The 25503-nt window shown below is 62.3% G+C and carries 25 protein-coding genes; 18 read left to right on the top strand and 7 right to left on the bottom strand.

The features are described from left to right. The first annotated feature begins 54 nt into the window (after positions 1-54). From AC07VH_RS00580 to panB, 3 genes are read left to right on the top strand one after another with little or no spacing between them, the layout of a single operon-like run. A complete protein-coding gene (locus AC07VH_RS00580) occupies positions 55-180 on the top strand; it encodes a hypothetical protein (protein ID WP_494803960.1) in 126 nt (41 codons plus the stop codon). Positions 181-216: 36 nt separating this feature from the next. Further along, positions 217-663, top strand: a complete 447-nt coding sequence (locus AC07VH_RS00585; protein ID WP_494786396.1) for a PaaI family thioesterase — start codon at positions 217-219, stop codon at positions 661-663. 9 nt (positions 664-672) lie between these two features. Further along, a complete protein-coding gene (gene panB / locus AC07VH_RS00590) occupies positions 673-1509 on the top strand; it encodes a 3-methyl-2-oxobutanoate hydroxymethyltransferase (RefSeq protein ID WP_494786397.1) in 837 nt (278 codons plus the stop codon). Here the strand turns inward: panB and gstA are convergent. After that, on the bottom strand, positions 1506-2120 hold the full coding sequence (gene gstA, locus AC07VH_RS00595; RefSeq protein ID WP_489627643.1) for a glutathione transferase GstA: 615 nt from the start codon (positions 2118-2120) through the stop codon (positions 1506-1508). The two genes, panB and gstA, sit on opposite strands and share 4 nt — an antisense overlap. A 109-nt stretch (positions 2121-2229) precedes the next feature. Then, on the bottom strand, positions 2230-3132 hold the full coding sequence (locus AC07VH_RS00600) for a LysR family transcriptional regulator (protein WP_489627642.1): 903 nt from the start codon (positions 3130-3132) through the stop codon (positions 2230-2232). An 89-nt stretch (positions 3133-3221) separates the two neighbouring features. Between AC07VH_RS00600 and AC07VH_RS00605 the strand changes: the two genes are divergently transcribed. Then, positions 3222-4610 (top strand): MFS transporter, encoded by a 1389-nt coding sequence (locus AC07VH_RS00605; RefSeq protein WP_494786398.1) that lies wholly within the window; start codon positions 3222-3224, stop codon positions 4608-4610. Here AC07VH_RS00605 and AC07VH_RS00610 read toward each other — a convergent pair. Beyond that, positions 4590-4763: a hypothetical protein gene (locus tag AC07VH_RS00610; protein WP_494786399.1), complete on the bottom strand. Its 174-nt coding sequence runs from the start codon at positions 4761-4763 to the stop codon at positions 4590-4592. The genes AC07VH_RS00605 and AC07VH_RS00610 overlap by 21 nt on opposite strands. 108 nt (positions 4764-4871) lie before the next feature. Here AC07VH_RS00610 and AC07VH_RS00615 point away from each other — a divergent pair, with 108 nt between their 5' ends. The 3 genes from AC07VH_RS00615 (at position 4872) to AC07VH_RS00625 (ending at position 6665) form a co-directional block, all read left to right on the top strand. Next, positions 4872-5672: a TOTE conflict system archaeo-eukaryotic primase domain-containing protein gene (locus tag AC07VH_RS00615; RefSeq protein ID WP_494786400.1), complete on the top strand. Its 801-nt coding sequence runs from the start codon at positions 4872-4874 to the stop codon at positions 5670-5672. A gap of 105 nt (positions 5673-5777) precedes the next feature. Next, a complete protein-coding gene (locus tag AC07VH_RS00620; RefSeq protein ID WP_494786401.1) occupies positions 5778-6188 on the top strand; it encodes a hypothetical protein in 411 nt (136 codons plus the stop codon). A 9-nt stretch (positions 6189-6197) separates the two neighbouring features. Continuing rightward, positions 6198-6665 (top strand): hypothetical protein, encoded by a 468-nt coding sequence (locus AC07VH_RS00625; protein ID WP_494786402.1) that lies wholly within the window; start codon positions 6198-6200, stop codon positions 6663-6665. A 19-nt stretch (positions 6666-6684) separates the two neighbouring features. Here the strand turns inward: AC07VH_RS00625 and AC07VH_RS00630 are convergent, their stop codons facing one another. After that, positions 6685-7752, bottom strand: a complete 1068-nt coding sequence (locus AC07VH_RS00630) for an NAD(P)H-dependent flavin oxidoreductase (RefSeq protein ID WP_494786403.1) — start codon at positions 7750-7752, stop codon at positions 6685-6687. An 87-nt stretch (positions 7753-7839) separates the two neighbouring features. Here AC07VH_RS00630 and AC07VH_RS00635 point away from each other — a divergent pair, with 87 nt between their 5' ends. From AC07VH_RS00635 to AC07VH_RS00685, 11 genes are all read left to right on the top strand, one after another. Next, a complete protein-coding gene (locus AC07VH_RS00635; RefSeq protein WP_494787096.1) occupies positions 7840-8715 on the top strand; it encodes a LysR substrate-binding domain-containing protein in 876 nt (291 codons plus the stop codon). Beyond that, positions 8712-9839, top strand: coding sequence for a YbfB/YjiJ family MFS transporter (locus tag AC07VH_RS00640; protein ID WP_494786404.1), 1128 nt, complete (start codon positions 8712-8714; stop codon positions 9837-9839). Before AC07VH_RS00635 ends, AC07VH_RS00640 begins: the two co-directional genes overlap by 4 nt. A 236-nt stretch (positions 9840-10075) precedes the next feature. Beyond that, positions 10076-10369, top strand: a complete 294-nt coding sequence (locus AC07VH_RS00645; protein WP_475417645.1) for a hypothetical protein — start codon at positions 10076-10078, stop codon at positions 10367-10369. Between the two features lie 98 nt (positions 10370-10467). Continuing rightward, positions 10468-11766, top strand: a complete 1299-nt coding sequence (locus AC07VH_RS00650; RefSeq protein ID WP_494786405.1) for an EAL domain-containing protein — start codon at positions 10468-10470, stop codon at positions 11764-11766. 194 nt (positions 11767-11960) lie between these two features. Continuing rightward, positions 11961-12629 (top strand): response regulator, encoded by a 669-nt coding sequence (locus AC07VH_RS00655; protein WP_494786406.1) that lies wholly within the window; start codon positions 11961-11963, stop codon positions 12627-12629. Beyond that, entirely contained in the window at positions 12626-14998 is a 2373-nt protein-coding gene (locus tag AC07VH_RS00660; RefSeq protein ID WP_494786407.1) for an ATP-binding protein, read from the top strand. The genes AC07VH_RS00655 and AC07VH_RS00660 overlap by 4 nt, the downstream gene beginning before the upstream one ends. A gap of 32 nt (positions 14999-15030) precedes the next feature. After that, positions 15031-16263, top strand: a complete 1233-nt coding sequence (locus AC07VH_RS00665; protein WP_494803962.1) for an MFS transporter — start codon at positions 15031-15033, stop codon at positions 16261-16263. A gap of 355 nt (positions 16264-16618) precedes the next feature. Then, positions 16619-17173 carry a fimbrial protein gene (locus tag AC07VH_RS00670; protein ID WP_494786409.1) on the top strand — a complete coding sequence of 185 codons (555 nt, stop codon included), beginning with the start codon at positions 16619-16621 and terminating at the stop codon, positions 17171-17173. 73 nt (positions 17174-17246) lie between these two features. Continuing rightward, on the top strand, positions 17247-18011 hold the full coding sequence (locus AC07VH_RS00675; RefSeq protein WP_230521853.1) for a fimbrial biogenesis chaperone: 765 nt from the start codon (positions 17247-17249) through the stop codon (positions 18009-18011). Positions 18012-18135: 124 nt separating this feature from the next. Continuing rightward, complete coding sequence (locus AC07VH_RS00680) at positions 18136-20973, top strand: fimbria/pilus outer membrane usher protein (RefSeq protein ID WP_494786410.1); 2838 nt, start codon at positions 18136-18138, stop codon at positions 20971-20973. Further along, positions 20970-22121 (top strand): fimbrial protein, encoded by a 1152-nt coding sequence (locus tag AC07VH_RS00685; RefSeq protein ID WP_494786411.1) that lies wholly within the window; start codon positions 20970-20972, stop codon positions 22119-22121. Before AC07VH_RS00680 ends, AC07VH_RS00685 begins: the two co-directional genes overlap by 4 nt. Positions 22122-22208: 87 nt before the next feature. On the opposite strand, the gene AC07VH_RS00690 is transcribed toward AC07VH_RS00685, so the two are convergent. The 3 genes from AC07VH_RS00690 to AC07VH_RS00700 form a co-directional block, all read right to left on the bottom strand. Beyond that, positions 22209-22496: a helix-turn-helix domain-containing protein gene (locus tag AC07VH_RS00690; RefSeq protein ID WP_475417913.1), complete on the bottom strand. Its 288-nt coding sequence runs from the start codon at positions 22494-22496 to the stop codon at positions 22209-22211. A 1-nt stretch (position 22497) separates the two neighbouring features. Further along, entirely contained in the window at positions 22498-23418 is a 921-nt protein-coding gene (locus AC07VH_RS00695; protein ID WP_494786412.1) for an EAL domain-containing protein, read from the bottom strand. 128 nt (positions 23419-23546) lie between these two features. After that, positions 23547-25484: a S9 family peptidase gene (locus AC07VH_RS00700; protein WP_494786413.1), complete on the bottom strand. Its 1938-nt coding sequence runs from the start codon at positions 25482-25484 to the stop codon at positions 23547-23549. Between the last annotated feature and the right edge of the window lie 19 nt (positions 25485-25503).

Here is a 25503-nt window from a genome sequence, read left to right on the forward strand (position 1 = left end):
TCGGATTCTCACTATATCAAGAAAAGCCGCACCGTTGATAATGAGGACTCCGATATGCAACAAGGAATCCTGACGCCGCTGTCCGGCGTGCTGCTGGCCGGCATCGTGCTGGTCAGTGCAAGCGGCCCGCTGACGCTGTTGTTCGCAGGGCGTGAGAAGCAGGGTAGAGTGGTGCCATAAGTTCTTTTTTCTGTTCACTTGAGAAAGTATTTCACCATGACACGACTTCCCGACCCGCAATTCGCCGACCGAATCCGCGCCAGTTTCGATTTGCAGAACGCCATGACCCTGATCCGGGCCAGCATGCCCGTGGTGGCGCATGGCAGCACGGAAATCCACGTGCCGCACTGGAGCGGTATCGAGCAGCAGCATGGCTTCGTGCATGGCGGGGTGGTGGGCATGATCGCGGACTCGGCCGCCGGCTACGCGGCCATGACCATGGTGCCGGAAGGCGCGTCCGTGCTGACGGTGGAATACAAGATGAATTTGCTGGTGCCCGCCGATGGCGAGAAACTGATTGCGCGCGGCAAGGTGATGCGGCCCGGCCGCACCCTGATCGTTACGCAAGCCGAAGTGTATGCCGTCAAGGATGGCCAGGAAACCCTGTGTGCGCTGATGCAGCAAACCATCATGGTGATGCACGGCAAGTCCGAAAAAACTTAACTTAACGAAATGAAAACTATGCCAGCCCCAGACCAGAGTGAACACTTGCCGCATAGTAAGCCGTTGACGGTGCCAGCCTTGCAAGCCATGCGCGATGCGGGGAAAAAAATTGCCGCACTGACTAGTTATGACGCCAGTTTTGCCACCCTGATGAATGCTTGCGGCTTGGAGCTGCTGCTGGTCGGCGATTCGCTGGGGAATGTGGTGCAAGGGCAGGGCACGACCTTACCCGTCAGCGTGGCCGACATCGCCTATCACACGGCGAGCGTGGCGCGCGGCAACCGTACGGCCGTGCTGGCGGCCGACATGCCGTTCGGCAGCTATGCCACGCCGCAGGCGGCGTATGCCAACGCCGTCCAGTTGATGCAGGCGGGTGCACACATGGTCAAGCTGGAGGGCGGCGGCTGGCTGTGCGATACCGTGCGCTTTCTCACCGAGCGGGGCATCCCCGTGTTCGCCCACCTGGGCTTGACGCCGCAGTCCGTGCATCAGCTGGGCGGTTTCAAGGTGCAGGGCAAGACGACGGAAAGCGCGGCAGTCTTGAAAGCCGACGCGCTGGCCCTGCAGGCGGCTGGCGCCGCGCTATTGCTGCTTGAAGCCATACCGGCCGCGCTGGGCCGGGAAGTGTCAGCGCTGCTGGCCATTCCCACCATCGGCATCGGCGCCGGTCCCGATTGTTCAGGCCAGATACTCGTCATGCACGATATGCTCAACGTGTTTCCAGGCAAGAAGGCGCGCTTCGTGCGCGACTTCATGACGGGGCAGGCCAGCATTGGCGGCGCCTTCACGGCCTATGTCAGCGCCGTCAAGGAGCGGTCTTTCCCTGCTCAGCAACACTGCTTTTAAGCCGCCTTGGCTAATCCTTCCGCTTCCCAAGCAGCCTTGACGCTGTCGCGCTGGGCCACTCTTGCGAGGAAGGCTTGCAGATGCGCCAGCGCGGACAAATCCACGCCCACGTTCGGCGCCCAGCCCGTGACGACGAACAGATAGGCGTCGGCCACGGTGAAGGTGTCGCCCGTCAGATAGGGCCGGCCTTCCAGGCGGCTGTCCACCCACTTGAATTTTTTGCCAAGTTGCTCAATGAATAAGGTCTTGGTGGCGGCGTCGAAGCGGGGATCGAACAGGGGACTGAACGATTTGTGCAGTTCGGACGTGATGTAGTTCTGCCATTCCAGCACCTTGTAGCGGGCAAAGTTGCCCACGGGCGGCAATAAATCCTGCCTGCCGGCCCGCTCGGCCAGATACTGGGCGATGACGGGGCCTTCGCTCAAGGTCGTGCCATCGTCGAGCGCCAGCAGCGGGACCTGGCCTTTCGGGTTGAGGTCGTAGTAATTGCCGCCTTCCTGCGTGCGGTGCCGGCCCAGGTCGACCTTCACGAGGGTGAAGGCCGCCCCCGTTTCGCGCAGGATGATGTGCGGTGCCTGCGAGCAGGCGCCCGGCGAATAAAAGAGTTTCATGGCGATCCTTGAACAGGTGGGAAAGCAGCCACTATAGTCCTGCGCCGCCGCACGGTAAATGCGTGTTCGTTCACTTTGCCGTCCGCGTCCGCTCACGGCTTGCGCTGGCTCAAACGGTCGGAGATGGATAGCGCAAGGTGTCGAGCAGCAGGGTAAACGCGGGCGACGGGTGGCGCCGGCTCGGGTAATACAGCTTGTAGCCCGCATACGTGGGGCACCAGTCGTCCAGCACGCGGACCAGGCGGCCATCGGCCAGGCAGGGCAGGACGATATCTTCGGCCATGCAGGCCAGGCCCAGGCCATCGAGCGCCGAATGCAGCCGCATGGCCATGTTGTTGACAATCATCTGTCCTTCCACGCGTACTTTCAGCTCCTGCCCATCCTTGGCAAATTCCCAGGCAAACAGGCCGCCCAGGGTGGGCAGGCGCATGTTGATGCAGTTGTGCGCCATCAAGTCCTGCGGCGTGACGGGCGGCGCATGGCGGCTGAAATACGCGGGCGAGGCAACGATGGCCATGCGGAAATCCGGGCCGATCGGCATGGCGATCATGTCCCTGGCCACTTGCTCGCCCAGGCGCACGCCCGCGTCGCAGCGCGCGGCGACGATGTCGGTCATGCCATTGTCGACGACGACTTCGATATTGATGTCGGGATATTCGGGCAGCAAGCGGGCGATGGCCGGTTGCAGGATGGTCAGCGCCGCATGTTCTCCCGCGCTGATGCGGATGTTGCCGGCAGGCTTGTCGCGCCGTTCGCTGAGCAGGGCCAGCTCCGCCTCGATTTCGTCGAAGCGGGGCGCCACCGTGCGCAGCAGCTGTTCACCCGCATCCGTGGGCGAGACGCTGCGCGTGGTGCGCACCAGCAGGCGCAGACCGAGCCGTTCTTCCAGCGCGCGCACGGTCTGGCTCAGCGCCGACTGCGACACGCCCAGCTTGGCCGCCGCCCGGGTAAAGCTGCCGGCGCGGGCCACGGCCACGAAGGCGAGGATATCGTTGAAGTTGGTTTGTGCCATGTATGACTTTCCATTTATTAGTGAGACTAATAAGTTCATGCGGACTTTAGCATCTATTCATCGTAATGGGGAAGGCATACAGTGGCGGCATGAAAAATCTCCCCGCTATCCCCGCCGCGCCGCACAAGGCGGCCATCCTCGCCATCATCCTCGTCAGCTATGTGATGATCGTGCTCGACACGTCCATCGTGCTGACGGGCTTGCCGAAAATCCATCAGGAACTGGGCTTTACGGACACGGGCCTGGCCTGGGTGCAAAGCGCCTACACCCTGACGTTTGGCGGCTTGCTGCTGCTGGCCGCGCGCGCCGGCGACGTTTTCGGTCGGCGCAGGATGCTGCAGCTGGGCCTGGCGCTGTTCACCGTGGCGTCGCTGGCCATCGGCCTGGCGCGGTCGCCGGCCATGCTGATCGCCGCGCGCGCCATCCAGGGCGTGGGCGCGGCCATCCTGGCGCCGTCGACCCTGGCCTTGCTGCAAACCACGTTTGCGGAAGGGCGCGAACGCACGCGGGCCATCGCCCTGTACAGCGCCGTGGCCGGCATCGCCGCCAGCGTGGGCCTGGTGCTGGGCGGCGTGCTGGCCGAATGGCTGTCGTGGCGAGTCGGTTTCTTCCTCAACCTGCCCATCGGCGCGGCCATGCTGGCGGCTGCGCGCCGTTACATCGCGGAAAGCGCGCGCAGCCGGGGCTCGTTCGACGTGGCCGGCGCCGCCAGCTCGACCATCGGCATGACGGCGCTCGTGTATGGCCTGATCCGCTCGGCCGGCGCCGGCTGGGGCGACTTCCTGACGCAAGGTACGCTGGCGGCGGGCATGTTGCTGCTGGCCGCTTTCATATTCATCGAGCGGCGCGCCGCGCAACCGATCCTGCCGCTGCGTCTTTTTGCCGATAGGCAACGCAATGCCGCGTACGGCGCCAGGGTGCTGTTCCTGGGCGCCATGATCGGTTTCTTCTTTTTCACCACGCAATTCCTGCAAGTGGTGCTCGGCTATCCGCCATCGCTGACGGGCCTGGCCTTCCTGCCCATGACCCTGGTCAACTTCGGCGTGGCCCTGTGCGTGCCGCGCTTGACGCGGCGCTTCGGCAATGCGCGCCTGCTGGCCATGGGCCTGGGCTTGACCCTGCTGGGCATGGCATGGCTGAGCCGCGTCGACCTTGGCACGGCCTATTGGCTGGGCGTGGCCTTGCCGATGGTGCTGATCGGCGCGGGGCAGGGCATGGCCCTCAGTCCGCTGACGGCGGCCGGCGTGGCCGGCGTGCCGGCGCGGGATGCGGGCGCGGCATCCGGCATCGTCAACGTGGCGCACCAGCTGGGCAGTTCGCTGGGGCTGGCTGTCCTTGTGGCGATCTCGGCTGTTGGCGCGCACCAGCTGGCAGGCGTGCCGCTGCTGGCGCACCGCGTGACGCTTGCCCTGGGCAGCGCGAGTGCCATGCTGGCGCTGGCCTTGCTGCTGGTGCTGTCATGCCGCGGGCGCGGCTGACCACTCGCGCAGCAATTGGCCAAACGCTTCGGCCGCCGCCGTCTTGCTGGCTGCACGCCAGCCATGCTGGCCATCGATGACCACCATGCCCGCGTCCAGGTCGCCTTGCGGCAGGACCGTGATCGCCAAGTCCGCCAGCACGGCGGCGCGCAAGCCTTGCCGGCTGGTGTTTCGCGCCGGTCGCTCGGGTGCGCCAAGGGCGGGAAGGCTATAATCGGGGCACGTTGGCAAGTGTTGCTCAACGTTATTACGAGGCCGCCCATGCATAAACTGATTTCCGAACTCACCCGCCTGTACCTGTTCGAGGAACAGCAGCACTACGTCGATGCGCAGGGCGGCATGCAGCCTTTGATGCCGGCCGTGCTGGCGCGCCACCTGTCGGGCGAACAGACGGTGGCGGTGCGGCTGGTGAGCGGGCACGGTCTGGCGCGCGCGCTGGTGCTGGAGTTTGGCGGCAAGGGCGGCGGCGAGGCGCACTGGAGCGCGCTGTGCACGATCGCCAATGCCGTGCAGCACGAGCTGGACTTGCCGGCGCCTGCCGTCAGCATCTCGGGCACCGCGTTTCAGTTATGGCTGTCACTGGCCACGCCCGTGCCCGCCGCCCAGGCGCGCCAGTTCGCGCAGCTGCTGCGGTCCACCTTCTTGCCCGCCTCGACGGACATCCTCGCCGCCGCGCCGCCCGCCTACGTGGAACAGGCGGCGCTGCCGCCATGCCTGCAGCCGTCCGGCAAGTGGGCCGCCTTCATCCACCCCAGCATGGGCGCCGCCTTCGTCGACGAGCCTGGCCTGGACATGCCGCCGCCGCCCGCCGCCCAGTTGGGTTTCCTGGAAAGCTTGCGCAGCATCAATCCGGCCCAGTTCGCGCAGGCGCTGGCGAAGCTGCAGGGGCATGCGGGGCTGGCGGAGCCTGCTGCGCCCGCAACCGTTCCCGTGGCCGCATCGCCTGTTGCATTTTCCGCCACCGCGCCGGGCTTGCTGCTGCAGGACGCCACCCTGGAAGACATCGTGCGCTGGCTGCATGCGCGCAACATCGAGCCGACGTTCCGGCACAGGTTGCCGTAGCGGGGCGCACTGCTGGCGTACCTGCGTTGGCGACAGGCGTCATTGCAGGCTGCTTCCTTAACTCGCCGAACGCACGGCCATGAATATTGTAGATTTCGAGAGATATTGAACGCAACGCATTGGCGGCTTGAGGAGTTGAAACATCATTCGGCGGAGATCGTCTGGCTTGATGCCGATGGTGCGCGCCGTGCATATGACTTGGTCGGCCTTTATGACTCGAAGACGCATCCCGGCTTGAACGGCAGCACCGTGGGTTCGCTCGAACGCTTCGACTTCGGAGCGGATGCTGCCAGTGCGACCCGATGGTTACGCGCGCGCGTGCCGGGTGCGCAGCAGCTTGTCGTGGTGTTTGGAGAAGACGCGTGCTTCTCATGCAGCAGCGTGTTCTGTATAGAAAATTGGTCGGATATTTTTGTCCCTTCGCACGACACGCCCCTTATAATATTTTATTGCCATGACAATGCATTCGAGCTGGGCCAGCGACTTGTCTTTGATTCGGCCAATTCCAGCCACTGAAATACTTAATTGATGAAGACGCTGCATATTGTTCTTGCCACCATTGTCGCCCTTTTATTGCAGCCATTGCCTGGCTTGCTTGCGTTCTGTTTGATCTCTGCAGGCGAATTGCCGGCCTTTGAACTTTTTGTCTTTTACTCGGCAGCTGTTCTGCTTGTTTCTGGATTGGCAATACTCTTGTTCGGCATTCCCTGCTTTGATGCGCTACACAAGACGGAAAAACTCAATTTCTTCAGTTTAAGCGGCTGTGCTACCGTCCTCGCGATGCTTCCCTATCTGCTCATCGCGCGTCCCCGAACCGTGCACGGCGATACGACGAATACGCAATGGCACGAGCATCTTCCTATGTTGTCTGACCATAGTCATGTGATGGCGTCAGCGTGGATGGAGTACGCTGCAGCCGCCCTATGGTTCGGAGCGCATGGCTTTCTCTGTGGCCTGGTTTTCTATGTATTTTGGCGACGATATAAACTATGACACGCAGCTGGCGTGCGGCTTACGGTGTGGCTGTCATCTCCCGCGCCAGCATGGCCATCAGTTGCGCTGCCCCCATTTCCCGCGCCAGCGGCGCCCCTTGGCCAGCCCATTGCGCGGCGAAGTCGCTGTTGCCGTGCCGGCTGGCCAGCGCATTCAATTGCTTGGCGGCATCGTAGGCGACGGGATAATCAGCCGGCGGCGGGCTGCCCGGCGCTTCGCCATGGTCGATCAGCCGGTTCACCATGCCGCGCGCCAGGCGGCCCGAGAGGACGCTGGTCAGGCGCGTGTTTGCGGCCCGTGCGCCTTGCAGGTTGGCGCGGTAGCCCGCGTTGGCCGACGATTCCGGGCACAGCACGAACGCGGTGCCCAGCTGGGCTGCCGCGGCGCCCAGGTCCAGCGCGGCGCGAATGCCTGCTCCATCCATGATGCCGCCGGCGGCGATCAGGGGCAGGGCGGTGCGGCCCGCCAGCAGGCGCAGCAGCACGCTGGTGCTGTGGCGCTCGTCGGGCGCTTGCGGGTCGAAGACGCCCCGGTGGCCGCCCGCTTCCACGCCTTGCGCCACGATGGCGTCGATACCGGCCTGTTCGATCAGCGCCGCCTCGCGCAGATTGGTCGCTGTCGCCATCGTGTAGACGCCGGCCTGGCGCAGGGCGGCGATCTGCTGTTGCGCCGGCAAGCCGAAATGGAAGCTGACGACGGCGGGACGCTGTTCCAGCAACAGGGCGAACGCTGCCTCGTTGCCGAGAAATGTTTGGTAGATCTCGTCGAGTTCCGCTGGCACGGCCGCGCCCAGCTCCGCGAACAGGGGCGCCAGATGGGCCAGCCAGGCCGCTTCGCGCCGCGCATCGCGCACCGCCGGCGCATGGCAGAACACATTCACGTTGAAGGGGCGGTCCGTCAGCGCGCGGGTTTCCTCGATCATCTGGCGCGCCTGCGCCACGCTGCCGGCGCCGATGGCCAGCGAACCGAGGCCGCCCGCACCTGAGACGGCGGCCGCCATGCGCGGCGTGGAGACGCCCGCCATCGGCGCCTGGATGATGGGGTGCTGCAAGCCGAGACGGTCGAGGAAGCGCTGGATTGAAGTCATGATGTTTCCTTCATCAAGTTGAGGATGCCGCATTCAATTCTTATTTTGAGAATATAATAGCATGATAATTCTTAAAGTGAGAACATGATGGACATGGAATCCCTGACGATTTTCTGTGCCGTGGCCATTGAACTGAGCGTCACCCAGGCCGCGGCCCGGCTGGGCCGCGCGCCGTCCAGCGTCACCACGCGCATCCAGCAGCTGGAAGCCGATATCGGCGCGGAACTGTTCGTGCGTACCAATAAACGCATGGCCCTGACGGCGGCGGGCGAGCGCTTTCTCGAGTATGCGCAGCGTTTGCTGGCGCTGGCGGACGAAGCCCGCCACGTCGTCACGGGCGGGCGCGAGGGCGGCACCTTGCGCGTCGGCAGCATGGAAAGCACGGCGGCCAGCCGCTTGCCGGCCTTGCTGGCCGCGTATCACGCCCGCCATCCGGACACGCGCCTGGCGCTGAGCACGGGGCCGTCGCGCCCCCTGATCGAGCAGGTGCGCACGGGCTTGCTCGATTGCGCCTTTGTCGCCTTGCCGCCAGCGTTCGGCGGCGCCGCCGCCTTGGCGGAGCTGGGCCTGGCGTCGACGGCCGTGTGGCGCGAGGAACTGTGTCTGCTGTTGCCGGCCAGCGAAGGGCAGGCGCGGCGCCCCGCGGACGTGCGCACGCGCTCGCTGGCGGCGTTCCCGCAAGGCTGCACCTACCGCGGCATCGCCGAAGAAGTGCTGGGCGTGGCCGGCAGCACGCAGTGGCGGGTGCAGGAACTGAGTTCGTATCACACCATGATCGCCTGCGTGGCGGCCGGCGCCTGCGTGACCGTGCTGCCGGCCAGCGTGCTGGCGTTGGCGGATGCGCCGGCCACCCTGAAAACACTGTCAGTTGGGCAAGCCGACACGGTGCTCGTGTGGAGAGTCGGATTCGACGTGCCCGCCTTTCAGCACTTGCTGGCGCAGCTCGGCGAGGCGGCGCCGTGAGCGCGCCGGCCAGGCTGGGCGCGGCCATCGCCGCAGCGGCCATCCTCGCCATCGGCATGGGCTTCGGCCGCTTCGCCTTCACGGCCATCTACCCGCACATGGTCAAGGAAGGCGTCCTGAGCTTGCGCGACGGCAGCCTGGCCGCCTCGGCCAACTATGCCGGCTACTTGCTGGGCGCCATCCTGGCCATGCACGCGCGGGCGCCTGGCGCGCACCGGCTGTGCCTGTGGTCCGTGGCCGGCACGGCGCTGTGCCTGGGCGTGCTGGCCTTGCCGATGCCCGTCTGGCTCTTCGTGGCGGTGCGGGGCGCGGCGGGCGTCTTCAGCGCCCTGGCCATGGTGGCCGCCTCGCTGTGGCTGCTGGTGCAGCGCGGGCAGGCGCGCGGCGCGCCGCTGCTGTACGCGGGCGTGGGCGCCGGCATCGCCGTGTCGGCCGAATTGCTGGTGCTGGCCTCGCACCTGGGCTGGCACAGCGCCGGCATGTGGCTGCTGCTGGCCGGCGTCACCGTGCTGGCGGGGCTGGCGGCCGCGCCCGCGATTGCCGCCGGCGGCCAGGCGACCCCGGATGCGCCGCCAGCCGCCGCGCCGGCGCTGGCACCCGTGGCGCCGTGGCCGCTGGTGCTGATCTACGGATTGGCAGGGCTCGGCTACATCGTTACGGCCACGTATTTGCCCGTGCTGGTGGGCGCGGCCTTGCCCGGACTCAATTCCGCCCATGTGTGGGCCGTGTTCGGCCTCGGCGCGGCGCCTTCGTGCTTCCTGTGGCACCGGCTGCACGGGCGCCTGGGCACGCGCCAGGCGCTGCGGCTCAATTTGCTGTTTCAGGCGCTGGGCGTGGCCTTGCCCGTGCTGGCGCCCTCGGCCGCCGGCTACCTGCTCAGCGCCATCCTCGTCGGCGGCACGTTTGTCGGCACGGTGACCATCGCCATGCCGGCCGCGCAGCGGGCCGCCGTCAAGGCAGGGACCAACATGACGGCCATCATGACGCTGGTGTATGGCGTGGGCCAGATCATCGGCCCGGTGCTGGCGGGCAGCCTGTATGCGCAGTCGCACAGTTTCAACAGTTCGCTGCTGGCGGCCGCCGGCGCGCTGCTGCTGGCCATTGCCGCGAGCTTGCGCCTGTAAATCCTTTTCAATCCGCTCGCTGACGCATCTCAGCAGCGCCCCCCGGCCTGACATTCTCGAATCATTTTAGGACTGTTCTGATTTCGCTCAAGAAACTCCGTTGCTAGACTTCAATAAGTCACCGGACCCCGCCAGCCAATATGCGCGTGGCAAGCCCGGTCCCTGATCTCCCTTATTTGAAAGTAGCGGTAATGACAAAGCAAATACAACAGCATCCGCAGCAGCATTCGGCACGCATGACGGGCTTGCGCAATCGCCTCCCCCGGAGTGGGGCGAACAGCTTTCGCAGCGCCGACCTGCTCGACGTGCTCATCGATTTCCTGGGATTGAAGAATGATGCGGCCCTGGGGCGCGAGCTGCGGGTGTCGGCTCCCATCCTTTCCAAAATCCGGCATGGGGCATTGCCCGTCAGCGCCGCCATACTCATACGCATGCACGAAGTGAGCGGGCTGAGTATTCTTGAACTGCGGGCATGCATGGGCGATCATCGCGCCAATTTCGGCATGTTCGACGAGGGCGAAAGAAAATAGGAGGCTTGCCGCCCGCCATCCTACTGGCGCGCGGCGGCTCCTCTGGTAGCAGACCCAAGCCTTGTCTCTCCATATGATCTAACCCTAGGAAAAATGCCGTGAAAACCATCAGTTCCCTCATGCGTAGCGAATTTCATTCCCTGCGCGTGCTGACCTTGACGCCTGATTCGGAGGAGGGCGCACGCTGGCTGGGCTCGATGCTGAATGCCATCGATATTGCCAATGTAAAAAATGTCCGGGCCTTGAGCATGGTGCCCGCGCTCCTGCGCGAAGGGGATATCGACGTGATCGTCGCGGACGTCGCGCACGGTGGACTGATGCTCCCCAGTTTGCTGAAGACGCTCGATGCGGCGACTCCGATGCCGCGTTTCCCGCGTATTTTATGGGTGGGGCAGGCACCGCCCGTCAATCTGCTGCCTGCGCCATGGCCGGCCCTGGCGGAGCCCCCGGCAGTCCGCCGCGTCGGCGGCCTGCCGGTGACGGCCTTGCTGGCGCATGCACGCCTGGCGCACCGGGCCGGCATCAATGTCGGGATGGTGTATGGTGGCGGCAAGGCCGCATTCACCGAGGCCTTGCGAGATTTGCTGCTGGCGCCGTCGAACAACCGGCATGCATCGTGCTCCGCCCCCGCCGATGCTCCCACCGAGGTCGATGTGATCGAGGCGTTGACGACAGGAAAGAACCTGCGCATGATGCTGCAGCCGCAATTTGATTTGCGCACGCGGCGCATCATCGGTGCCGAGGCGCTGCTGCGCTGGCGCCTTCCCGGCGTAGGCGAAGTGCCGCCGTCCGTGCTGATTCCGATGGTCGACCGCCTTGGCCTGCATCTGCTGCTGTTCAGCTATATCGAAACGCGCGTTATCGATGTATTGCTTGTGCTCAAGAGCCGCCAGGTGGCGCTGCCCATCGCCTTGAATGCCTCGGCCGAAACCGTGTGCACGCCCGGTCTGGCGCAGCGGCTGGCCGAGAAAATGCAGCGGGCGGGCCTGTCGCCGCACTTGCTGAAAATTGAACTGACCGGCGATCTGCCGGTCGCCGATGAACTGCTCCTGTCTGCATCGCTCAATACACTGCGGGCAAAAGGCTTCCCCGTTTCGCTCGATGATTTTGGACAAGGCACATCGACCCTGAATCTCCTGGCAAAAATGTCTTTCGATGAGGTCAAGATCGATGGGGCGTTTGTGCGCGACATGAAAACCAGCGCTTCCGCCCAGGCCGTGATTGCCGCGACGGTGAGCCTGGCGCGGCTGATGAATCTGAAGGTTGTGGCGGAAGGGATCGAAGAGGCGTCATGTATCGAGGCACTGGCCTGCCTTGGCTGCCCTACGGGGCAAGGCTATGCATTGGCGCGACCCATGGAGCTGCGCGATTTTTTCGACAGCGTCAGCAACAAGTAACGAGAGGGTTGAAGGAGTAGCATAAAGATAATTTTCTCGGCCACGTATCTGTTGCATGGCGAATCGGAGCATTTTTGTTGCACAAGGGCACTTATGTTGATAAATAACATCTTGGATGGCGCTAATGACGCAAATAGGAGTAATCTCATCAAAGGAAATCCTTCCCATGCAGTGCCTGCTCCTAGCCCCTGCCTATGAAACACTTACGTATTGCCTTGCTCGATGATCACGCGGTGGTGCGGCATGGCCTCGTCGCCCGCCTTACGGCTGAACCCGATATTGACGTCGTGGGTGCTTACAGTACCAGCCGCCAACTGATGACCGGGCTGATCCGGGCCCCGGCAGACGTCCTGTTGCTCGACTATGCGCTGGGTCCGGACGAACTCGATGGCGTCTCGCTGATCCGCGCACTGCGCGCCAAATTCCCCGATTGCCCGATACTCGTATTGTCCACGCACCATGAGCCGGCCACGGTGGCGCTGGCCTTGCGCGTCGGCGCCCGCGGTTTCGTCGGCAAGGGCGAGGACATGGCGGAGCTGGTCAAGGCATTGCGCAAGGTGGTGTCCGGCGCCGTGTATCTGAGCGCCGAGATGTCCTACCGGGTGGCGGAAGCCAGCACCACCTTCGATGCGCGGGAAGGCGATGACGGCGCGGACGCGCTGCTGCTGGGCGCGGCATTGTCGGCGCGCGAGCGCGAGGTGATCCGCTGCTATCTGGCGGGCATGACGGTGACGGAAATCGCGGAAAAATTCAAGCGCAGCATCAAGACCATCAGCTCGCAAAAGACCACCGCCTTCCGCAAGCTGGGCGTGACGTCGAACAATGAACTGTTCAAGATCCGGCATAGCATAGGGGACGCATGAGGCGCTGGCGAGCTGGCGTCGCCGCGTTCCTGCTGGCCGCCTGCTGCATGGCGGCGCAGGGACAGGAGGGGACCTATCCGCTCAGCGCCGCGGAACAAGCCTGGGTGCGCGCGCATCCTGTGCTGAAGCTGGGCATGATGCAGAACCGTCCACCATTCGAAACCATCCAGCGCGGGGCGATCGGGGTTGGCATCGGCCCGGATTACATGAAAGTCATTGAGCGGCATAGCGGCCTGACCTTTGACATAGTGACCTTGGCCGACACGGACAGCGGCTTTGTCCTGTTGCGAGAAAGTAGGGTCGATTGTCTTCCCACGGTGCGCAGTATCGGCACACCGCCCAAGGTGCCCGGTGTCAGCTACAGCTTGCCTTACCTCTCGACCAAGGCTATCGCCGTCACGCGTGGACAGGTTGGCACCGTTGCCGATGGCATCGCATTCGATGGCAAGACAGTGGTGCTGCCGGCCGCAGAAGCTGGCCTGTTCGGTCCCTTTCTGCGCCAGCGCTACGACGGCACGCGCATCGTCGTCAGCCCCACCATGCGGCAGGCGCTGGCGCTGCTGTCGAAGGGCGGCGCCGATGTCGCCATCGGCAGCAAGGCGCAGCTGTTACCGGATTTGATGCGCGAGGAAGGCGCTGACCTGCATTTTACGGAACTGCCCGTGGCGATGACGTCCGACGTACGCATGGCGCTGCGCGACAGCGACCCCATGCTGGTGTCGATCGTAAACAAGTCGCTGGCCGCGATGACCCCGGCCCAAATCAGGCTGGTACGCCAGGATTGGCTGGGGGGGGAGGCCGGTAATCACTCGAACATGCTGTTCGCGGTGGACCACTTTGGCGAGCATGTGGGCCTGGCGGCCGCTTTGCTGCTGATCCTGGCGGGCCTGGCGTATCAGGCCTACAGCGCGCACCGGCGGGCCTTGCGCAACGAGCGCCGGGCGGCCATGTTCCTGGCCGTGATGAGCCATGAAATCCGCTCGCCCATGAATGCCGTGCTGGCGGCAGTGGAGTTGCTGCGCTCCACGCCCATGAATGCGGAGCAGCGTCACTTTGTCGACCTGGCCAGCAACGGCGGGAACATCCTGCTGCGTTTGCTTGACGACGTGCTCGACGTCTCCAAGCTGGAGGCGGGACAGCTCACGCTCAGCCTTGATCCGGTAGATGTCGCAGCTTTGGCCAGCGATGTGGCGGCCCTGCAGCAGCTGCGGGCGCGCGAGAAGGGCATTACGCTCGATGTGACGGCGCACCAGACCGTGCCGCGGCTGATGCTGGACGAGGCCAGGCTGCTGCAGGTGCTGCACAACCTTGTGTCGAACGCCATCAAATTTACGGCGACGGGCGGCGTCGAGATACAGATCGCCATGCTGGATGAGGGAACGGAGCAGGCGCGGCTGGAAATTGCCGTTGCCGATACGGGCATCGGCATCGGCACCGCCATGCAGGCAACACTGTTCCGGCCGTATGTGCAGGTGGAGGGCACCTACAAGCGCTCGGGCGGTACCGGCTTGGGCCTGGTCATTTGCCGCGAACTGGTGAATCTGATGCAGGGCACGATCACCATCGACAGCGAGATGGGCAGGGGCACGCGCATGGTGATTTCCTTGCCTGTGGCGTTGGCGACCGGGTCGCCTCCGGCGGTGGATGTAGCTGTTGCCCGGCCCGGTCCGGTGGGCGGCATGGCGGCGCAGCGCCTCTCCATTCTGGTGGTCGAGGATGTGCCGGCCAACCAGGCCGTGTTGCGGGCCCAGCTTGCCAGCCTCGGCTGCGATGCGGACATTGCCGAGGATGGCGCCAGCGCATTGGCTTGCTTCAGCCTGCACGAATATGACCTGGTACTGATGGATTGCGACTTGCCTGACATCGACGGCTACAGCCTGACGGTTGAGTGGCGCAGGCGTGAAGCGGACCTGGAACAGGCGCGCTGCCCGGTGATCGCAATTTCCGCCTCGACGGGAACGGATCATGCCGAACGCTGCTTCGAGGCTGGCATGGATGGCATATTGAGCAAGCCGATCCGATTGGCGAAACTGCAGGATATCGTCGAACTGTGGTGCGACGTGACGCTGGTGCTGCAAGCGCCGCCGATGGAGTCCCTGGCGGTATTTGATATGCCGCAAGTACGCGCCGCGTTCGCCAACGATATGGATGAGTTGCTGCAGGCCATGGCCATGCATGAACATGATACCGCCTTGCGCGCCGCGCACCGCCTGCATGGCGCGGCCCTGGCCATGCAATGGGCAGAGATGGCGCAGCCGGCGGGGAAGCTGGAAAGCCTGTTGCGCAGCGTGGCGGAGCCGACCGATGCGTGTTGCAGTCAGCCCCTGCAGGAAGTCGTGGCAGCCTGGCGTACCCGTGACCAGCATTGATTTCAATCGAAAGGAGCATCATGTTGCGTAGGATGAACAAGAATAAGAAAGAGGCAATGGGGATGCTGGCGTTGATGTTGCCGACCACCTTGCTGTTCCTGGTGCTGTCCGGCATGGATCCGACGACATTGCCGTCGGCATCCCGGCCCTTGCCATTCGGCTTGCCTGCGACGCTCGGCAATTTGCCGATAGCCGCCGCGATCCTTTACATCAGCATGGGGTTGACGGGGCTGGTGCTGGCACTTCTGCCGGCAACCCTGTCGCGCAAGAAAACCTTGCTGTCCGGATTCCTGCTGCTGGCGCTGGCGGCGTTCATGGGCCTGTTTTCCCGTTCGCCATTTGAGCTGTGCTGCTGGAGCTTGCTGGGCGGCATCGGATGTACGATGAATATCTGTGCCTGGATCAGTATCGGGGTCACATATTTTCCGCGCCATTGCGCGCTGGTGGTGGGGCTCATGAATTGCCTTGCCGTGGCCAGTAGCATCGTCGCCGCCAAACTCAGTGCCATTCAGCATGCCTTCAGTGAACAGGGGAAACTGCCCCTGTTACCGGCCATGGCCGGCATGCTCATCCTGATTCTTCTGTATATCCTGATCTGGCATTTTTTTCAGCAAATCAGCGCCGCCGGCGAGCGGCGGTTCATCCGTCCTGAAGCCAAAAGTCCGGTGGGGTCGGTCTGGTCACGCGGCCCGCTGCTGCTGTTTTTGACCGCCTTCTGCATGCCATTAAGTACTGCCAACTTTGACTACCTTTACAGCACCTACCTGCGCGAGATACTGGAATTGCCCATCAAGACGGCGCAGATGGCGATGGGCATTGCCGGGATTTCAACCTTGCTGTCGCCGCTGGCCGGGTGGCTGGGGGACCGTTATGGCGCCATGAAAACGCTGTTGCTGACGCTGCCCGTCACGGCGGCTGTCGGCGGCCTGATATTTTTGGGATGGCGTATGCCCTTGAGTGTCCTTATTTTCCAGGTGTTTCTGATGGGCCTGGGCCTGACTGCGGTGTTCTATGTCAATATGCTGGCGGCCCTGATTCAATCGGTGGCGCCCATGCAGAACATGCGGGCTGCGGGTTTATTCTACTGCGCGTTCAACCTGGGCATTCCTGTCACGGGTGTCCTTTTTGCCTACCTGAGAGAGATGCTTGGGTGGACGGCGTTGGTTTTGGTGCAACTTGTCTTCCCCCTGGTGCTGGCGACCGTTCTCGTCTGGCTGGCGCAGAGAATACTGACGCCGGCCGACAAGGCTGTGCTTCCGGGCTGATTGGCCAGCAACCATTCGTACCACCTGCAAGCGCCGCCCTGCAGGCGCTCTTGCACCCACCTGTACGCCCGGTAATGCCGGGCGTTCGCCTGTCTTGCAGCGCCATCCTCCTGGCTTTTATCCTCGCATTACCTCCCCATTCGGTCTAACCCTGCCGCAACTACAGCTTGCTTGCGTCTTGCGTGTGTGCTGTCGCAGATTCGTATAAAAGCACGTCACATCCGACGACGCGGATTTTTAAGACCATTCTCATATCGACAACTGTCGCGGCTCTGTAAAGTACGAATCTGCATCAACAGCCGCGTTCCTACATTAACTGGTGCGCATTTACCTTTATCTTTCAGGAGTAGTCTCAATGAAATCCCAAGCCCGTATCTTCGCCGTTCTGCTGGCCGCCGCTGCAACCCAATCCGCTTTCGCTTCCGATGGCACGATCAATTTCGAAGGTGAACTGCTCGATTCGACTTGTACCGTTACTGTCAACGGTGTGGTTGGCCCTGCGCCTGCGACCGTGACATTGCCAAAAGTATCGGCTGCCCAGCTGAAAAAGGCTACAGACGTTGCAGGCCAGACAGGTTTTAATATTACGCTGAGTGCGTGTACCGGTACCAGCACCAAGGCTGCCGCATTTTTCGAATCGGGTAGCGGTGTTAACCCACTGACCGCCAATGTGAAAAATAGCGACCTCAGCCCTAAGGGCGCCAAGTTTGTGGAACTGCAACTGGTCGATGCCACTAACGGTAATGTGATCAAGGCTGGTGATTTCTCGCAAACTGCGAATACCTCCAAGGTCACGAAGAACGCTGCCGGCAATACGATTTTGCCGTATGCCGTGCAATACATCTCCACCGGCGTTGCCAGCGCCGGTCTGGTTAAGGGTGCCGTTACCTATTCCATCACTTACGAGTAATTTGCTCGCCAGGGAAGCACGTTCTCGCCGCTTTGGCGAGGGCGCGCTTCCAGCAACCATCCTGAGGTCTTCCATGTCCCCCTATCATTCATTGCAAAGTTCGTTATTGCTCAGCCTGGCCTTGCTGTTTTGTTCTTCCTCAATGGCCAGCGTCGTGATCACGGGCACGCGGCAGATTTATCCGGCGAAGCAAAAAGAAATCACCATCAAGGTCAATAACGATGGCGCAGTGCCGGCGCTGGTCCAGACATGGATCGATGCTGGCGATGTCGCATCGACGCCCGCCACGTCCAAAGTACCTTTCGTGCTGACCCCGCCGCTGGCCCGCATCGATCCGGGAAAGGGGCAGAGTCTGCGCCTGATGTTTGTCGGTCCGGCTTTGCCTGCAACGAAAGAATCGGTGTTCTGGCTGAATATGCTGGAGATCCCACCCAAGTCGCAAGAGGCAGATGTGAACAGCCTGCAGATGGCGTTCCGCTCGCGCGTCAAGATTTTTTATCGCCCCGAAGGGCTCGCTGGCAATCCTGTCGACGCGATCGAACAAGTGCAATGGCGTGCCGTTCATGCCAGCAGTGGCAAGGGCTTTGCACTGGAAGCATATAACCCGTCCGCCTTTCACGTATCGATGGCGTCGCTGTCGCTGGTGGCCGGCGCCCAGCGCAGTGAGAGTGATGGCGGCATGGTGGCGCCAGGCGAGACCAAACAATTTGCACTGCCCTCCCTGCATGCCTTTCCGGCCGCCGGCGCGCAGGTGGAATTTAACGCCATCAATGATTACGGTGTACCAGTGCCGACACGGCGTAGCCTTTCTGCGCCGGCCGCCCGGCCCGCTCCTTAAGGTTTGAATCATGAGTACTCATCGCCATGTCCGCTATTATCCTCAAGCAAAGCCTAGTCTGGGCGTCAATGCGCTCGTTGGCAGCATGCTCAAGGCGGTGGCGTTCAGTTCATGTGCCATGGTCATGCCAGCTGCGCATGCGGACGAGGTCGATTTCAATAGCGCGTTCCTGCCGGAAGGCTCGCGCAGCCTGGATCTCGCCATTTATCAGAAAGGCAATCCTGTCTTGCCGGGCACGTACCGCGCCGATATCGCCCTCAACGGCCAGCTGAATACGCGTCAGGATATCCGCATCAATGCCAACGATGACGGCAGCAATCCCGTCGTGTGCGTATCGCGCAAGATGCTTGAATTGCTGGGCGTGAATATGTCAATGCTGTCGCCGGAATCCATGACCTTGCTGGAGGAGGGGCAGTGTGTAGAATTGGGTAAACTGATAGCGAATGCCACGGCCGTGTTTTTGCCGGAGATGCAGCAGGTCAATATCAGCATTCCTCAGGCGTCGCTGCGGCGCAATGCGCGCGGTTATGTCAGCCCGGAGCTATGGGATAGCGGTGTCACTTCGGGCATGTTGGGTTACAACTTTAACAGCTATCACAATAAGAGTGGCGGTTCTTCATTCGACTCCGCCTATCTGGGCCTCAATGGCGGCTTCAATATGGGAAGCTGGCGTTTTCGCCATAATGGCGCACTCAGCTGGCAGCAGCAGCAGGGAGGCAGTCGTTATCAGGTGCTCGATACCTATGCGCGGCGCGACATTACGGCGCTGAAAAGCCAGCTGACCCTGGGTGATGCGAATACCAGCGGGGAGATTTTCGATACCTTATCCTTCCGGGGTGTGCAATTGGCCAGCGATGACCGCATGTTACCCAATTCCTTGCGCGGCTATGCGCCCGTGGTGCGCGGCATTGCCCGCACCAACGCTCGCGTGAGCATACGTCAGGCGGGCAATCTCCTGCTTGAAACGACGGTGGCGCCAGGCGCCTTTGTCATCGATGACATGTATGCCACGGGTTACGGTGGCGACTTGAACGTGACGGTGTCCGAAGCGGACGGTAGCGAACAGCGCTTTGTCGTGCCGTATGCGGCCGTCAGCCAGTTGCTGCGTCCGGGTTCGCTGCGTTTCAGCACGGCGGCTGGCGTAACGCGCAATAATTTCTTGAGTAAGCAGGCGCGCGTCCTGCAGGGGACTTTGCAGTATGGTTTGAACAATAGCCTGACGGGTTACGGTGGCTTGCAGGCCAGTGAGGACTATTTGTCCTTGCTCGGCGGCGTGGCCTTTGCATTACCGATAGGTGCCGTATCCATCGATCTGAGTCACGCGCAGACGAAACTTGCCGCAGACACGGCCAAGGGCCAAAGTCTGCGTTTGTCATACAGCAAGAATGTCTTGAGCACTGGCAGTAATTTTTCGATGGCTGCTTACCGCTTTTCCACCAGCGGCTATCTGGATTTTGCCAATGCTACGCAAATAATCGACGCCGAACGCAGGGGTTACGATTCCAATATGCAGTATAGGCCCCGCAACCGCGTGTCCTTGACCGCCGACCAGCGCCTGGGTGCGTGGGGGCAGGTCAGCATCAGTGGTTATGCACAGAATTACTGGAACCGGCCTGGCCAGGACTTGCAATACCAGCTCAGTTACAACAAGCAGGTGGGGCGCGTGAGCTACGGCATCAATGCCAATCGCAGCAAATTATCTTATGGCGGCATGGAAAGCAGGATACAACTGACCTTGAGCATGCCGCTGGGTGGCAATGACAGCCTGTCTGCTCCGCAAATGTCGGCGCAGGTATCGCGCGACACGGATGGTCGCTACAGCCAGCTGGCAACGCTGAGCGGCAGCGCGGGAGAAGAACGGCAATTTGGCTATGGCGCATCAGTGAGCCGCAATGGCAGCAGCACCAGCAGCTCCCTCAACGGCCAGTATACCGGGGCGCAGGCGATGGTTGGCGCCGCCGTGGGGCGCGGCACCGGCTATAGCAGTGCCTCGGTCAGCATGAGCGGCAGCGTGGTGGCCCATCCTGGTGGTGTGACCCTGACGCCACTGCGTGGCGAAACCATGGCCGTCGTGCATGCACCTGGTGCCGCCGGCGCCAAGGTGGCCGGCTATCCTGGCCTCAGGCTCGACGCCAGTGGCAATGCGGTCCTGCCCTATTTGCGTCCGTATGAATTGAATGAAGTGGCGATTGATCCGCAGGGCACGTCGATGGATGTCGAGCTGAGCGAAACAAGCCAGCAGGTGGCACCGCGCGATGGCGCTGTCGTGTTTTTGAAGTATGGCAGCAGCACGGGCCGCGCGATCCTGTTTCAGGTGCGTCTGGCCGGCGGCGACGCTCTGCCGTTTGGCGCCACCGTCAAGGATGAGCAAGGGCAGGTCGTGGGCATGGTGGGGCAGGATGGCCAGTTGTATGCGCGCCTGCAGGAAAACAATCGGCAACTGTCGATTTCCTGGGGCGGCAAGGCGCATGAGCGTTGCAGCATGCCCATCGCTGCTTCGCTGCTGCATGGCGAGGGCGGCAAGCTGCAGCAGGCCGATGCCGTGTGCGTGCCTGAACTCATCAATGCCAAGGCGGCGCCCGCCGGTGAACGCAGCGCCGAAGTGCTAGGCGGCACGCATACGGTCGATATTTTCGTCAATGGCCAGCGCATGGAACAGCGCGATGTGGCCTTCATGCCGGTGGCTGGAGAAAGCCGTCCCTCGCCGTGCATGAGTACGGTGGATCTGCAGGCGTATGGCGTGCAGCTGTCCAAAGAGCAGTTGCTGCTGCCGTGCCAACAGGTGCTGGCGTCGATTCCCGGCGCCAGCTGGACTCATGAGGCTGCCGTCCAGCGCCTCGATCTTCAGGTGCCGGCGGCATCGCTGGTGGCGCGCGCGCCACGCCAGGGCTTGCAACTGGCCGCTGTCGGCATCCAGAAGGAAGACACTGGCGTGAAAATCACGCAAAGGAAAAAACCATGAAAATTCGTACGATGGCTGGCCTGATGGCCGGGCTGCTGCTGTGTGCAGCGCCGCAACTGGTCCAGGCTGCGCCCAACTGTTTCGCCATCAATGGAAACCTGGGTTTTACGGGCACGATGGCGCTGCAGCTGGGCAGCCTTACCGTGCCGCGTGACGTGCCGAATGGCACCATGCTGTACTTCCAGTATTTTAGCCAGGCAGCCAATGGCCTGCAACTGCAATGCGATGCGCCAAACGCTGCGGTTCAGCAATCATTCCGTATGCAGGGCGTTGGCGCGAATGCCAACTTTAGCGGAAACCAGGCGTACGCCGGCAAAGTCTATGCAACGAGGGTGCCTGGCATTGGCGTCGCCTGGTTCGCCAACGGGAAGTGGATGACTGACGGAAATGTAGATACTATCAATAGCAACCCATCGTCCTACATCTGTGGCGGCGATGGAGCCCCTCCGGGAACGTGCAACACTAAACTGCTCGACAGGGCACCCCCCTCTACCTCCTTCGCGCTCATCAAGACGGGGCCGGTGGGGGCGGGAATCATACGGGCACGTGACTTGGGCAGTGTGTCCTATTTTGCGACCGTGAATGGCGGCAGCACGGAGTTCATTATCACTTCAATTGGATTGACAGGCAGTATCAGCGTGGTCAGCAGCACTTGCCGTACGCCCGACGTCAAGGTGGCGCTGGGCAGCAGGAAAGTATCTGCCCTGACGGGGGCGGCAGGTACGCCCACGCCGACGGTCAGCTTTGTGCTCGGCCTGACCAACTGCCCGGGGTTTCCCGGCAATTTCCATCTCACCCAGGCGACGGCGCCGATGTCGTCTGAAAACGGGGTTGTCAGAGACCCCAGTTTTCTGCCTAACAGCGTCAGCGTGCGGATAGATCCTGCCGCACCGGCAATCGATGCGGCCAGGGGCGTGCTGAGCCTGACGACGGAAAGAGGGGTGGCCACTGGCGTGGGCGTGCAATTGCTCGACAGTGCAGGCGCGCCCTGGCCCCTGTCGAAGGATGTCAAGCTGAGTAACGTGCTCGCTGCCGGCACCCGGTCGCTCGATATTTCCCTGGGAGCGCGCTACCTGAAAACCACGCCGGGTAAAGTGACGGCTGGTCCGGCCAATGCGGTGGCGACTTATACATTGACTTATCAATAATTTTTGCAAGATCAAATGCAAAAAAACGGCGCGCCAGTGATGGCGCGCCGTTTTTGCGTGGGGAGCGGCCATGCCGCTCGTCAGCGATCAGTGCCGGGAGTTCGTGAGTGCCCTGAGCTCGCCGATGGGCAGGCCCGATGCCTCGTGCATGCGTATCAGCATGTCGGTATCGACTGCGGAGTTCCCTTTTCTCAGCTTGCTGATCGCGAAGGGCGGCACACCCAGCTCGCGCGCCAGGCAGGCGTCATTACGCAGCCCCATGTAGGCGAGCAGGCGTTCGACCAGCGCCGTGGCACCATGCCCCTGGGCCGGTGTTTCGGCTTCCATGGGGTTGGCGGCCTGGGAATGCGGTATCAGTTGCTGCATGATGGTCATGTCATTGCGCCTTTACCGCCATGCTTCCAGGCTTGGCCAGTTGACCCTGGAGGAATTGCTCGCGCTCCATCGGGCGTGCCAGCGCATAGCCCTGGCCGATGCGGCAGCCGATGCCCAGCAATGCGGCCAGCACGGATTCGTTTTCGATGCCTTCGGCCACCAGTTTCAGATTGAGCCTGTGTGCCAGGGCAACGAGGGTGGCGACGATGGCATGCGAATGGCTATTGGTTTCCATGTCGCGAATAAAGGCGCCGTCGATCTTGACTTCATCGAAAGGCATCTTGAACAGGACGTTGAAGGTGGCGGAACCGGCGCCGAAGTCGTCGAGCGACAGGGGAAATCCCTTCGCCCGCAGCGTGTTGAGGCAGCCCGACAGGCACAGTTCATCGAGGACAGGCAAGTCTTCGGTGACTTCGACTTTCAGCAGCCGCGTCGGCAGGCAGGCATCCCACATTCTTGTGGCAAGCATATCTGCCATGCCGGGCGCGCACACGGTATCGATCGAGGCGTTGACGGCAACCGGCACGTCGGCACCTTGACGGCGCAGGTGCCGCAGCACATCGATGACCTCCTTGACGACCCGGTCGAATAGCTGCATATGCAGACCGAGCCGGTTGACCATGGGAATCAGCACCGCCGGCGACACGTCGCCATACCGTGGGTGCCGCCAGCGCAGCAGTGCTTCCGCGCTGACGATGCGCCTGCTGTGCAGGTCATACTGTGGCTGGTAGAGCACGCGCAGGCCCTCGCCCGTGCATATCGCATGGACAACGTCGGCATCGCTGGGCCGTGCCGGGGCATATCGCTTGAGCGCTTGCGGATGCTGTTTGCGTTCCTGCGGCACGGCGCCGGGCACGGTGAGGCGCAAGGGCAGGCGCTGGCACACCGTGATGGAAGGAATGGCATACACGGTGGCGCTCATGGCATTTTTCCCGGCGGATTAAGATGGAATAAGTATAGGGACGGCGATTTCAGCGGAGAATCGGACTGTTCTGAAAAGCGCCGCCCCGCCCAGGCTGGACGTCATGACGGACCGGCCAGTTTGCCCGGCTAGCGTGCCGTTCCCGGGCCGATATAACGGTCGATGAAGCGGAATACGGTCTCGCCCCACAGAATCCGGTTGCTTTCCTTGGCCCAGCCATGGCCCTCGCCCGTCATCACCATCCACTCGACGGTATTACCTTGCTTGCGCAACTGGTCGCGCATTTTCTCGCCGTGAATCAGGGGCACGCGCATGTCCTCGCTGCCGTAGGCCATCAGCACGGGCGCTTTGATCCTGGCGGCATTGCCGATGGCCGAAACTTTTTGGAAATACGCGTCGTCGGTCTTCGGATCGCCGTGCATCTTGGCACCCATGTCATCCATGACCGGGCCGGACATATCGGACCAATTGACGGTAAACAGCATCTTGACGTCGGTGACGCCGATCCAGTTGATGCCGCATTGGTACAGGTCGGGGTTTTTCACCAGGCCGTACATGGTGGCGTAGCCGCCGTAACTGGCGCCGATGATGCACACGCGCTTGCGGTCGACGATGCCCTGCCTGACCAGCTCCTCGATGCCGTCCGTGATGTCGTCCTGCATGCTCAGGCCCCATTGCTTCCAGCCCGCCGTGTGGTGTTTCCAGCCAAAACCGGTCGACATGCGAAATTGCGGCTGCAGCACGGCATAGCCGCGCGAGGCCAGCATTTGGGTCAAGGGATCGTACTGAAAATGGTCGCGCGAGTGCGGTCCGCCATGGATGTAGGCGACCAGCGGCAGGGCCTTGGGCGCGCGGCCTTGCGGCAAGGTGAGATAGGCCGGTATATTCAGTCCGTCGCGTGCCTGGTAAGAGATTACTTTCTGTTCCGAAAGTTTCTTGCCATCCAGAATGGGCTTCACACTGTACAAAGGCTCCAAGGTTTTTTTGCGCGTGTTGAACAAATACAGCTTGCCCACATTATTCACACCTGTGGCACTGACAACCGCGTGGTCGCCACGCCATTGGAAATTGACCTCTTCGTTGGGCAAGCTGGCGTTCAGCGACGCCTGCAGGCGTGCATATTCCGGATCGAAGTAGTGCTTCGTCGGCTTCATGCCATCCACCTGCACGCCGATGATTTTCTTGCGCGCATAGTCGAACAGCAAGCCGTTATTGACATCGACTAGTGTATCCTCGGCAATTAAATCCCCGGCCTTATTGCCGGAGAAATCCCAGATGTGGACGCCCGCCTTGTCGCGGCCGTTGAAGCGGCCGGCGACAAACAAGGTCTTGTTGTCGAAATCGAAGCCCAGCGGATTCATGGTTTTGCCTTCAGTGGAATAGGCTTGGTAGATGGGTTTCCACGGCGCCTTGTCTTCTTCGCGGTAATACACGGTCTGCTTGATGCGCTTGCTGCCATCTTCCACGCTCATGGCCGAGGCCACCCGGATCACATTGTCATGATCGAGCAGCCAGTCGCTGACGGCGCCGGGATTATCAAATGTCAACAAGGTCTTGCGGCCAGTGGTCGTGTCCATGCGAAAAACGTCGCTGGCGCCCAGGTCGGCCCCGCTGCCGCGCTCGTTATTGGAGACAATCAAATCGTTGCTGCCGTCGCCAACCCGCTTCAATACCTGTACCGGTTTGTAGGGCTTGCCGGTGCTCATGGCGTCCTTGACGCTGGCTACCAGGATGCGGAAAGCGCTGCCGTCGCGGTTGACGGCAAACAAGCCGCCGCCCGTCTGTTTTTCCATCACTTCGCTGCTGCCCTTGCTGATGCTGAACACAAGGCGCTGGTTGTTCACCCACAGCGGACTGGTGACATCCCAGTCCGGATCGGAGGCCACGACGGTGGAAGCGCGCGTCTCGAGGTTGATAATGGCCAGCACGAAACGTCCGTTGCGGGGCGTGAGCACGGCAAGATTCAGCCCGTCGGGCGATAGCACGGGGCTGCCGCTAAATTCGCTTTTCTTGAAAAAATCCGCAATGGGAATCGTCTCGTCGGCGTGGGCCAGACCGGTATGCATGCCAGCGCCGGCAAGCAGC

Source organism: Janthinobacterium sp. GW821-FHT03C10 (genome assembly GCF_059420865.1).